10 protein-coding genes and 1 pseudogene are annotated in these 11355 nt (G+C 45.0%); 5 read left to right on the top strand and 6 right to left on the bottom strand.

The features are described 5' to 3' along the window. Positions 1-73: 73 nt before the first annotated feature. Positions 74-401, top strand: a pseudogene (locus QUB10_RS32775) (transposase); the annotation flags it as partial. A gap of 258 nt (positions 402-659) precedes the next feature. Here the strand turns inward: QUB10_RS32775 and QUB10_RS32770 are convergent. After that, a complete protein-coding gene (locus QUB10_RS32770; protein ID WP_333207286.1) occupies positions 660-803 on the bottom strand; it encodes a hypothetical protein in 144 nt (47 codons plus the stop codon). 1389 nt (positions 804-2192) lie between these two features. Then, positions 2193-3422, bottom strand: coding sequence for a ferrochelatase (locus tag QUB10_RS32765; protein WP_333207285.1), 1230 nt, complete (start codon positions 3420-3422; stop codon positions 2193-2195). Positions 3423-3901: 479 nt separating this feature from the next. Between QUB10_RS32765 and QUB10_RS32760 the strand changes: the two genes are divergently transcribed. Continuing rightward, positions 3902-4486 carry a hypothetical protein gene (locus QUB10_RS32760; protein WP_333207284.1) on the top strand — a complete coding sequence of 195 codons (585 nt, stop codon included), beginning with the start codon at positions 3902-3904 and terminating at the stop codon, positions 4484-4486. Continuing rightward, on the top strand, positions 4479-5204 hold the full coding sequence (locus tag QUB10_RS32755) for a DUF3120 domain-containing protein (RefSeq protein ID WP_333207283.1): 726 nt from the start codon (positions 4479-4481) through the stop codon (positions 5202-5204). Before QUB10_RS32760 ends, QUB10_RS32755 begins: the two co-directional genes overlap by 8 nt. Positions 5205-5328: 124 nt before the next feature. Here the strand turns inward: QUB10_RS32755 and QUB10_RS32750 are convergent, their stop codons facing one another. Then, complete coding sequence (locus QUB10_RS32750; RefSeq protein WP_333207282.1) at positions 5329-5799, bottom strand: clan AA aspartic protease; 471 nt, start codon at positions 5797-5799, stop codon at positions 5329-5331. A 227-nt stretch (positions 5800-6026) separates the two neighbouring features. Here QUB10_RS32750 and QUB10_RS32745 point away from each other — a divergent pair, with 227 nt between their 5' ends. Continuing rightward, complete coding sequence (locus QUB10_RS32745; protein WP_333207281.1) at positions 6027-6875, top strand: alpha/beta hydrolase; 849 nt, start codon at positions 6027-6029, stop codon at positions 6873-6875. A gap of 108 nt (positions 6876-6983) precedes the next feature. Then, positions 6984-8156 carry a pentapeptide repeat-containing protein gene (locus QUB10_RS32740; protein ID WP_333207280.1) on the top strand — a complete coding sequence of 391 codons (1173 nt, stop codon included), beginning with the start codon at positions 6984-6986 and terminating at the stop codon, positions 8154-8156. Between the two features lie 333 nt (positions 8157-8489). Here the strand turns inward: QUB10_RS32740 and QUB10_RS32735 are convergent, their stop codons facing one another. The 3 genes from QUB10_RS32735 to ggt all read right to left on the bottom strand — a co-directional run bounded on the left by QUB10_RS32735 (position 8490) and on the right by ggt (position 11219). Then, positions 8490-8681: a hypothetical protein gene (locus QUB10_RS32735; RefSeq protein ID WP_333207279.1), complete on the bottom strand. Its 192-nt coding sequence runs from the start codon at positions 8679-8681 to the stop codon at positions 8490-8492. Between the two features lie 74 nt (positions 8682-8755). Next, on the bottom strand, positions 8756-9637 hold the full coding sequence (locus tag QUB10_RS32730) for a choice-of-anchor L family PEP-CTERM protein (protein WP_333207278.1): 882 nt from the start codon (positions 9635-9637) through the stop codon (positions 8756-8758). 526 nt (positions 9638-10163) lie between these two features. Next, the gene (gene ggt / locus QUB10_RS32725) at positions 10164-11219 is read right to left on the bottom strand and encodes a gamma-glutamyltransferase (protein WP_333207287.1); all 1056 of its coding nucleotides are present in this window, start codon (positions 11217-11219) and stop codon (positions 10164-10166) included. Between the last annotated feature and the right edge of the window lie 136 nt (positions 11220-11355).

Genomic DNA, 11355 nt, shown 5'->3' with positions numbered 1-11355 from the left:
GAATTTAACAGGCTTCTCAATTCACATATCATTTTCAGTCTTTTTTGTCAAGTCATAATACTGAACCGACGCCCTAGGAAGACCGCCAGCAAATGTGAGTAAATCAAAAAAGAGGCAAGCGTTGGAAGATGAGAGGATTAGAAATGCAATTGAGGGCAAGTTCGGACAGGGGAAAGGAAGATTCGGTCTGAATTTGGTCATGGCAAAACTTGACAATACCTCGCTCTCCAGCCATTGCGATAACTTTTTTAGTAATCAACCTTTCTACCTCGTGGCGCCTGGTTTTTTGTGTGTTTTTATGCCGTTCCGGGAAAACAATCCCTGTTTTTGGGATTAACATAATCGCCGCTTATATTTCAGTCAAATTGAGGCAGGAAAAACTCATCTTTAACTCGCCTTGAATAGATCGATGGCTCCTGTTATTGGGAAAGCGATCGATTATTCAGCAAACCCTAAGTAAGCGCGCTAAGTTTCAGAAAATGCGTAAAAAATGGCAGGGCTTCCTTCATAAGGCTTACAGGGCCGTTAAAAAACTGTCCGAAGTATTGTAAGATTTAAAGATTTTTAATAGCCCCATCTCCTGGGAGGGTGATAAAGATGCCTAAGAACTAGATATCATCAAGGTTGCAGCCCGTATACGCTGTTGGTAAAAGCGACGTTTATTTCGAGTTAACTTCATTAACTCGCTTGACTTCTAGTGAATACCGAGCGAGATAATTGACCCACTGTTCTCCATTTTGCGCCAACACCAAATGTACTTTGTCTGCGGTATTTTTGGCTACTTTGTTTATGGCGAGATACATATTTTTGCACTTATTTTTTCTGAATTTCAGTTCCTTGGAATATAGCGCTCGCTGTCAACGTTTGCCATTAAAAAAATTATTTTAATGAGTCTGCCTCCCGGGAGACAACTCCCTTCTAGATTATAGCCTCCTGTCTTACAATCAAGGTAACTTTGTTCTATTCCCATCAGTTTTTTATAAGCTGCGATAGCCACTGGCAAAGAACCTCAATCAGTTATAATCAACCAGGCGTCTTTAACTTTCAATCCTTGATAGTTTCGTTTCCATTTACAAGCGATATCAAACCCTACTACCTGTCTGGTTTTTCTCACCCTCATCAGAATGAAAGTATCAAGATGTGCCTGGTACTATTGCTAATTAATCTAAGCGTTGCCAGATTAAGTTTTCTGTTGACCGACTATAGCAATCCTCGCATCAGTTTCAATAACTGGTTAACTTCCAGGCTCTTCCTGGGAACCGATGTCACTCTTGCTCTGCCTCGGCGGAGACTATGGAGGCTCTTCCTCCGGATATGCGTTACCAGGAAGAGCCTGGTAACGAGTATAATCATTTAGGATTGGTATAGGATTTTTTTTCAGCCTCAAGCAAAAAGACACACCCATTGTCTTAAGCCAGCTTCCCCAGTCTCCTGAACAAAATTCACGGTAGCCCAAAACAAGCACTTTATATTCTTTAAGTAATGGTAGGACTTGTTGTAGAGCGAGGGTTCGTTCTGATAAATTACTGTTTCCCAATTTAGGTAACAAACACTCTTTTCAATGGGAGGGCAAGAGATTGATACACCCCCATTGACGTAGGAGCGATCGCAATTGATAAAGTTTGTCCGACAGAGCAATAAGTTGTTAACCAATAAGCGATCAAAGTGAACCAAAGAGCGTGCAATCGTTAATTGAGGTATGTTCAGAAATCTTTGCAGTTTACGGCGCCGACTTGGGCGTGGTAATTGGATGAGGAAATACCCGTGCCAGCCTCTCTAATCTCACTTGTTTTTCTGACTGTATCACATTCAATAAGATTGTCAGCAGCATAAACTGGGCGTGGGTCAGTTGTTTCTGTAAATGGGTCTGATAGAATGTGGGTAACATTTTTTTTGGTAGGCTAGCCTGTAACAATTTGGCTGCCTATCTTTTTTTAGCACAAGTGGGTTAAATTTTTATTCAGTCTGGGTTTCAGGCGGGGTTGTCACCCCGCCTGCTGCCATTGTTAAGTTTTACAGTACCATAAATAAGCAAAAAAATCGCCCCTTCTCTAAAAAAAGCAAAGGACGATCAACTTTTTACCTAAATTAATCTGAACTTACCCACTCCGACAAAGAAACCGGGTTTTTTATTTAATCTGCAGGCTGCAACGAAGTATTGTCGTCAAAAAACCAGGTTTCTGGGCTCCCAATTAATGAGAATGCCCGTGCCCGCCATGAGAATGGCCGTGCCCGCCATGAGAATGCCCGTTATCACCATGAGAATGGCCGTGCCCGCCATGAGAATGCCCGTGCCCTTCATGAGAATGCGCGTGCTCGCGGTGCGCCGAAACCAAACTCGGATTAACAGCAACCGCAGTTTCACTCAACAACGCTTCAATCTGCGGATTTGCCCACTCTGCCGCCATTTTCAGAAACTCTGGATGGTCGTTAACGCAAGGCAATTTGCGGTAAGTAACTCCTTGACGCTGTTTCTGCAAAGACTCAATAATGTGGTCTACATCTAACAAAGTTTCGTGATTTTCTGTCGCAAATCCGATCGGCATAAAGACGATCGCAGTTGCACCCAAATCGATCAAATTCTTCGCAGCCAACGTCGCATCCGGCTGCGTCCATTCAATCAGCGGTGTGTCGTGATTCAGCCAACCCACCGAAATCAAAGGATAGCGATACATCAAACGTTCCCGCACGCGATCGTACAAAGCTTGACTTTCCACAATTCCCGAAGTAAAGCCCTTCGCCTTGTGCGGACAACCGTGATTCATCAGCACAATCCCAATCTGAGAAGGCAAATGCGCTACAGCTAAATCGTTCTTAATTTCCTCTTCAACCAAATCCGCCATTAGCTGGATGTAAGCAGGTTCATCGTAAAAAGAAGGAATGTAGCGCTGTCCTTTTACCCAATGTTCCTTACCATCAAAGGTTTGTGCTAAAGCTTTATTCACCTGTTCGACTGCAATGCCGCTGGTGAAAACAGAATCAACTACCAACAGCGGATAAATCAGAATTTTGTCAAATCCTTCTGCTTGAATTTGAGGGATTACTTGTTCCGGCAAAAACGGCGCGCAAAAGTTAAAAGCTTTGAACACTTTTACTTTATCGCCCCATTTTTCCTGTAAATTCTTTTCTATCCCGGCGCGCTGCTGTTCAAAAATTGCATTGTGCGGCGAAACGAATTTACCGTGTTGGTGACTCCACTCGTGCAAGTCAAAGATTGCTAAAATCTTCGCCAGCGGCGGATAAATCCACAGCGGTACTGGCGCAAACTTTGCCGTAAGCAAATTTAAAGCTTGTTCGTTGTAGTTGGCAAAATCGTCGTAGCTTTCGACTTCGCCATAACCCATCAGCAATACAGCAACGCGATCGTTACTTGCGGGTGCTGCAGATGTTTTGAACTCGATTTTTTCTGGAGAAGCAACCACTTTGTATTCCTCAATTTTATTTATTCTAAGAGATCCAGGCAGGATGAAGGGGGAATCGGAGATTTTTCATTGTGTGCGATCGCACGACGGTTGCGTGCTGGGCTGATTCCCGGTTTCTGCGCCCCTACTTCCCGGTCAAACCTCTTCTTTATCCTAGAAACCGGATTGATGAGCATCAGTCCTAAGTCGGTTTTTTGACCCTGACCCGAAATTCGTAGGGTGGCTAGAACTAGAATCAGACTTTAGCTAAGCCTGACAGGGAATGGGGCCAGGGGGGATAAGTTTCATGTTTTCTTAAGACTCTCTCACCTTGCCTCTGATTCCGGCGATTTGGAGGGTTCCCAGCTTTTAAGTTAGGGGGATACTCTTCAAACTTCAGTCTATTATAAGTTTAACACCCTATCCCCTGGGGTAGTATATGATATAGTAGGTATATGATAAAGTTATGTTGCGAACTATATTAACTTTCTTGACGAACTATGAGACTGGTAATTTGCCCCGGAGTCCACGAACCAAAGCTAACCGACTGTTTCCTGGCGGGACTTTCGGGGCTTTGGGGACTGGCAGCCGATCGCCAAAACCAGCAAATAGTCGATCGTGTCAAGATTTTTCCCGCTCATAAATATCCGCCTTTTTCTGCTCTTGACATATTGCACTTTTTGTGCAGCGAAGAGTTAGCAGGAGAAAGTCTAGTATTTGTCAGCTTTTCGGCAGGAGTAGCCGGGGCGATCGGGGCGGCTCTTCTGTGGCAGCAACTCGGCGGCAAAGTCGGGGCATTTTTTGCCTTAGACGGTTGGGGAGTACCCCTGGGGGGCAATTTTCCCATCCACCGCATCAGCCACGATCGCTTTACGCACTGGAGTTCAGCAATTCTCGGTGGCGGTGGAGAAAGCTTTTATGCAGATCCCGCGATCGAACATTTGGATTTATGGCGAGCTCCCCAAACGGCAAAAGGCTGGCACGTCAGCCAAACCGCCGCCGGCATTGAGACTGTCGCACCCACAACCGCAGCCAAATTTTTAGTCCACCTATTGAAACAATACGGAGTCCAATCAGTTGTTTAATCTAAATTTAGTATCCTCAGCGATCGCACCTATTGCCACCATCGCCCGCCTCGACAATTCTCTCACTTCAGCCACAACAAACACCATCAAACAGTGGTTGATATTTAGCGCCTCAGCATTTTTAGTCTCAATTCCAGTCTTCGTGCAAGCACCGTTAGTGCGTTTATATCCAACCATCAGTTTGCTATCAACTATCCCCTGGTTCGTACTTAGTTTAATCCTAATTTTCCGCCCCAAAACACAACTTTGGGGAGATTTATTATTAGGATTTGCCGGATGTTGGTTGGCAGGTTCTATTTATTGGGGCTGGTTTAGATGGGAACCAATTTTACATCTACCTATAGAATCAATTGGCTTGCCTTTTGCTATTTGGTGCTTGGGCAAATCTTGGGGAAAAGTGGGCAGCTATTTTTACTTGGGTTCGCTATTTGGCACTGCCATTACCGATTTATATTTTTACTTAACTGGGTTGATGCCCTACTGGCGGCAAGTTATGCACGCGGAACCGGAATTAGCTATGCCGATTTTTCAAAGTGCGATCGGTCAAATTGAAACTCCTTGGGGCATAGGCTGTGCTTTAGTTTTAATCGCTGTGTTGCTAACAGTCGGTTTGCTGAGTTTGCGCGATCGAGAACTGCACTGGCGCGCTTTCAGTGGCGCGGTGTTAAGCACGCTTTTGGTAGATGGTTTATTTTGGCTAGCTGCTTCTGCTGCTTAAGATTTATGATTAGTTTTTATGTTGGTAATTTTTGACTGCAGATGTGGGCGGGTTGACGCAGATTAACGCAGATTTTTTTGAGATTACCGACTTTTTTAAGAAGTTGGTAATCTGGGTATTTTTTTTAGCATCCGCCTGTTAACTTGATATAAGTTACAGGATAGTTAGGATTAGTGGGATTCCCGATTAACCGCTGATTCCTACAATCGACAAGCAAATCTAACTTCTCCAAAACCACCTGACCAATCAACACCTCATCACCTGTCACCAGAGCATCCTCGGTAGTCCTACGCCCCTCAATTTCAATTAATATAGCCTCCGTTACTCCTACGGTTTCATGACGATCATCAGCATACTTAACAAGCTGCTGTCCTATAATTCGTAAACCTAGCTGCTGTACCATCTCTGCTGAAATTACTAGGTAAACCGATCCTGTATCTACGAGAGCTTTTGTTTCACACTCACGCAACAGCCGAGGCGCGAGCAACCCCCGACTAATTAGAGCTTCATCTATGGCATTGGTCAGCTTTACCTGAGTCTTAACTGCCCCCATGTTCTTAATTCCATCCAATTCTAATTTATTTAATTCTTTCATATTAAATTTGCTTGTAATCTTTTGCTGCTTACATTATACGAGTTTTGCTAACTGATATCGTTTCCGGTAGCATCGGAATGATTTAACCGCAGAGGGCGCAGAGAACGCAGAGGGAGAGAATACAGAGATGAATACAGGACGATGCAACCGGATTTGATATGAGACGCGATCGCCCCTCCTTCCTATATGATTTAAAATTATCACTCAAAACTCAAAACTACTTAATCATGGCTTTCATTTCAATTCGCGGTGTAGAACATTATTACGAGTGGATAACGGCAGATAACAGTACCCAACCCAGCGGCAAACCAGTGATGGTATTCCTGCACGGCTGGGCGGGTTCAGCGCGCTACTGGGAAAGCACGGCACGGGCTATTGCTGATGATTTTGATTGTTTGCTCTACGATATGAGAGGTTTTGGTCGATCGCCCTTGCCAAAAGAGCCTCCTGAGTCCAGCTACGAACTCGAAACCTACGCCCATGACTTAGCGCAATTATTAGAATCTCTGAATTTAAGCCGCGTCTTTCTCAATGCTCACTCCACAGGTGCATCAATTGCTACTTTATTTCTCAACCTTTACCCCGAAAAAGTAGAAAAAGCAATTCTCACTTGCAGCGGGATTTTTGAATACGATGAGAAATCCTTTACAACTTTTCACAAATTCGGTGGCTATGTGGTAAAATTTAGACCCTCTTGGTTGGCATCCATCCCGTTTGCCGATCGGCTATTTATGGCCCGGTTTTTGCGCCGTTCCCTGCCCACAGAGGTCAGTCTGGCGTTTCTCAAGGATTTTTTAATGGCAGACGAGCAAGCTGCTATAGGTACAATGGTGACGGCAGTCAGTAAAAGAGCAGCCGAGGAAATGCCCCAAGAATTTGCGCGGCTGAGTGTTCCCACACTGCTTATTGCCGGAGAATTTGACCAAATTATCCCCGCCGTCATGGGAGAGCAAGCAGCCTCCCTCAGCAAAAAAGTAGAATTTGTTATAATTCCGAATACGGCTCACTTTCCGATGCTGGAGGATGCCGCAACATACTTGCAGCGAATTCGAGACTTTTTGCCAGCAGCGGCTTAGCTGAGTTATTGTTCATCTAATGTACGATCGGACACGCAAGCTTTGAGAACGGCTTTTGCTCCGATCTTAATTTTTAATTTCTAATTTCTTAAAGCGAAAGGTGGTACAATGAACGACCTCGACCAATACTATAAAGTGCTGGGACTGTTGCCGGGAGCTTCCAGAGAAGAAATTAGCCAAGCCTACAAGGATTTAGCGTTCATTTGGCACCCCGATCGCATCCCCAAAGACAATCCCAGACTACTACAGAAAGCTGAAGAAAAGATTAAGGAAATTAATCAAGCTCGCGAACAATTGCGATCGATTCAACCAAGAGGTCAGAATCAGAACGTTCAGCACAAACATACTCAGCACAAACACACCCAGCAACAAAACACCCAGCACAAACACACCCAGCAACAAAACACCCAGCAACAAAACGCTCAGTACAGAAACACTCAGCAACAAAACACCCAGCAACAAAACGCTCAGTACAGAAACACTCAGCAACAAAATACTCAGCAACAAAACGCTCAGTACAGAAATACTCAGCAACAAAATACTCAGCAACAAAACGCTCAGTACAGAAATACTCAGCAACAAAATACTCAGCAACAAAATACTCAGTACCAAAACGCTCAGCAACCCAATACTCAGTACCAAAACACTCAGTACCAAAACGCTCAGCAACAAAACGCTCAGTACCAAAACGCTCAGTACAGAAATACTCAGTATCCAAACACCCAGCACCAAAACACCCAGCCACCACCGGCCAACCCAAAAGAACCGCGGTACTCTTCTGAACCCTCTTCAGGAAAATATCCTGGAAATTATGCGGGAAACTATGGGGGAAACCCTGCAGGGCCCTATTCAGAGGCCTCCCGCTACCAATCGCAGCCGCCGCCATCTCAGTCTTACCGCCAAGCTGGGCCCCAAGCTCCCGATTTGAGCGGTTCCAACTTCCAAGGAGCTTCCTTAAAAGAAAAGGATTTTTCAGGGAGAAACTTGAGCAATGCAAACCTGAGTGAAGCCGACTTAAGTGATGCTTTTCTACACAACGTCAATCTCACAGGCGCGAATTTGCACCAAGCTAACTTGTTCCGGGCTAATTTGTTAGGAGCTTGTTTGATCAATGCCAACTTGAGAGAAACCAACTTAATCGGAGCCGATTTGAGCGGTGCTGACTTGAGCGGTGCTGACTTAACAGGAGCGAAAATCGGTTACGGCGATCGAGTTATGGTCAAACTTACCCGGACTACATTAACAGGTACAATCTTACCCGATGGTACTGTTCATAGCTAAATTATTTAGTTTTTAGTCAGTGGTTGTAGACGCGGGTTTTACCCGCAATATTTGCTGCAACTCCAAACACAAAAAAATCCGCCCTTTGCGAATTTGGGATAAAAACTTATATTCTGTCCGCTAGAACAACCGCAAGAAAATTGGTTCGTAGTGAGGGCATTCGTCGTCAGAATTGTATGAGGACTTGCATTCCTCGCTGCGTAACCATAATGCTTAAATTACTTGACATGATCTTACGCGATCGCGATCGCACAAACCAAGTTTTTTTACCCGGTTCAAGAACTGCAACGAGGTCTTTTCGTTCATCAAACCCCCTTTCAATCTCCAACACGGCTAATCGAGATTCATATTACAGCAACCGCCAAAATGGTTCCTGTTCTGTTTTTTCCTTCTGCCTTCTTCCTTCTGCCTTCTTCCTTCTGCCTTCTTCCCTTCTGCCTTCTGCCTTCTTCCTTCTTCCTTCTCCCTTGTTCCTTCTCCCTTGTTCCTTCTCCCTTGTTCCTTCTCCCTTATTCCGACTTGCATCGGACTGACATCCGTTACATCCGTTATATCCGTTACATCCGTTACATAATCCGTTGCCGAACTTCCTTCCGTTATTAATTACTTCCGCCACGGCGATTGCGTAACTTTCGTCCAGCAGCCAGCATAGTGCCTCCCGCCATCAAACCCCCCACAGTCATCGGTTCGGGAACCGGCTCAGGTTGAACCGTCCCCACAGAACCGCCTTTAATAAATACAGCAGAATCTAAATAGCCATCGCCCACATCTTTAATGCGGATGCTGAGAACATTCGTCTGATTTTGCTTGAGCAAACCCTCAAAACCTAAAACTTTAGTAAAACCGTCCAGCTTAACGATGTTAGCAGCAATACCTGTGAAACTTGGGTTGTCAATATAGTCGGGGTGATCGGTAGAGCGATTATATGGATCGGGAACAAGATTATTAATCGTAACTGTTTTTCCGTCGCTCAATTTTGCCAAATTAATGCCGTTCAGCAGCAGTTCAAAATCGTCATTATATTCTTCATAAGCGCCGAACTCAGGAAACTCCTCAGAAGCAAATACATATTCAAAGAACAACTTTTGAACCGTGCTATCAGCAAAAAAGCTGAGGTTTAGCTGAGTCACATCCCCCTGTTCACCCTTAGCACCAAAGTCCGTGCTTAAATCGCTGTCCTGTGTCGTGAAGTTATCTTTCCGATTCTGACCCGCTATATCGGCGACTCTACCAGTGCTCAGAACAACACCTGATGTCAAACCGAAGGGGTCATTAGTGAAAGTACCAAAAGCAGCCGAATTACCCCTAATTGAAACAGAGAAATTACTCAACCCGGCTGTATTAGCCCCCAATAAATTATTTTTTAAAGTCTCAGTGTTATTAGTTGCCCCTACCGAAAATGCCATTGCTGGCGCTGCCAACAAACTCAGAGCAGTAGTTAATGTAGCTGTTAAGGCAGCAATTTTGTGAGTAATTATCATAAATTTTTCCTGGAAGATACAAACCTGATTCTCTGCACAACTTAATTTTTACATTATATAAGTATTAATGTCTAGTGCCTTTACAATAACTTTACACATAAGTGTATATACGCTTTCTGTGGTTATTCTTTTTGGTAGTTCTTGGCAATTAGTCAGCTTATAAACCTCAGCGCAAAAATACGGATGCAAAAATACACGTACACAGACTAATAATTTCATGACTTACGCACGGTAAACCCAAAAAACCCGGTTTTGATACCGTTGGCGCTCTTCAAAATGACTAATGACTAATGACTAATAGCTAATGAGTCATGAGTCATGACTAATAGCTAATGACTCCTGACTCATGAAAGATGACCTCGCCCAAAAAAACTATACAAACCCCAGATTCCTGTCGTAGAGATATCAAAATTTTTGACCCTAGTTCAACCTCGCAGATTCATCTGTGGAGTAAATCTAAAATCGTTGAGTCGCCGAAGTCTCGCCGCCGTCTAAAATCTAAAATCTCTAATCGACTGACTGTTAACTAAAACCCCCTTGCTTCTCCTTCCCCGCGCCGATCGGCAGCCCCTTCCAACCAACCGTCTGCAGTCAGGACGATCGCATTGGCATTGCCCCAGCCGTCACGTTCGAAAATCAGGTGTCCCCGCCGCCGCAACTCCGAAAGCGTCGCAGCCTCAAAACCTCCCCGTTCCACCATCAGGCCATCGGGCAGCCACTGATGGTGAATCCTCGGTGCAGACACAGCCTCGCCGACATTCATGTCGTAAACCAACACGTTCAGCACAATTTGCAACACCGTAGTAATAATCGTGCTGCCTCCGGGAGCCCCCGCAGCGAGGCGAAATTTACCATTTTCGGTCACGATGACTGGCGTCATGCTCGATAAAGGAGTTTTCCCCGGGGCGATCGAATTTGCCTCCCCGCCCACCAAACCAAACAAGTTCGGCACTCCCGGCGCCGCTGCAAAATCATCCATCTCGTTGTTGAGCAAAATTCCCGTACCCGCAGCCACGACTCCAGCCCCAAAACCGCCATTCACCGTAAACGTCAAAGATACCACATTGCGCTCTTTGTCAACTACCGTTAGGTGGGTAGTTTCGGGAGACTCCCACAGGAGACGGTTCAAAGTTTCAGCCTCAACAGCCTTTACCTCGCTGGAGGGTCTGGCTTTTGACATTTGGATTTGCGATCGTCTCAATTTGGCATAATTGCTGCTAGTCAGAGCTTTGACCGGTACACTCACAAAATCCGGGTCGCCCAAATACTCAGCCCGATCGGCATAAGCAATCCTCATGCTCTCCGCGAGCAAGTGCAAAGTATCTGGACTTTGCCTCCCCAACCTCTTGAGATCCGTATCTCCCAGAATATTTAAGATTTGCAACAAATGAACGCCGCCGGAAGAAGGAGGCGACATCGCGCAAATTTCATAAGTGCGAAAGTTGCCGCAAACCGGATTCCGCCAAATCGGCGTATAGTTTTTCAAATCTTCGAGAGTGATAATCCCGCCATTTTTAGCCATATCGGCGGCGATCGCCCGCGCAATGTCCCCGGTATAAAAACTCTGCGGATTTTGTGCAATCTGCCTTTGTTACCAAAAACCAATAGTTCCAGCCGTTTTCGCTCTAGTTTCTAGACCGTTTCTAGTTGACTAACGTATTTGCGTCGTTTCAGACGTTGAGCTAGCTTATTTTAAAGGGAATATTCTCTAGATAAAT

It is taken from the genome of Microcoleus sp. B5-D4, assembly GCF_036705145.1.
Classification (GTDB): domain Bacteria; phylum Cyanobacteriota; class Cyanobacteriia; order Cyanobacteriales; family Microcoleaceae; genus Microcoleus.
This window is presented reverse-complemented; position numbering and strand designations above follow the sequence as displayed.

Excerpts from the sequence above, each read along its gene's own strand:
- QUB10_RS32730 (WP_333207278.1), bottom strand. The coding sequence starts at position 9,637 with ATGATAATTACTCACAAAATTGCTGCCTTAACAGCTACATTAACTACT.
- QUB10_RS32745 (WP_333207281.1), top strand. The coding sequence starts at position 6,027 with ATGGCTTTCATTTCAATTCGCGGTGTAGAACATTATTACGAGTGGATA.
- QUB10_RS32760 (WP_333207284.1), top strand. The coding sequence starts at position 3,902 with ATGAGACTGGTAATTTGCCCCGGAGTCCACGAACCAAAGCTAACCGAC.
- QUB10_RS32740 (WP_333207280.1), top strand. The coding sequence starts at position 6,984 with ATGAACGACCTCGACCAATACTATAAAGTGCTGGGACTGTTGCCGGGA.
- QUB10_RS32750 (WP_333207282.1), bottom strand. The coding sequence starts at position 5,799 with ATGAAAGAATTAAATAAATTAGAATTGGATGGAATTAAGAACATGGGG.
- QUB10_RS32735 (WP_333207279.1), bottom strand. The coding sequence starts at position 8,681 with ATGCAAGTCGGAATAAGGGAGAAGGAACAAGGGAGAAGGAACAAGGGA.
- QUB10_RS32770 (WP_333207286.1), bottom strand. The coding sequence starts at position 803 with ATGTATCTCGCCATAAACAAAGTAGCCAAAAATACCGCAGACAAAGTA.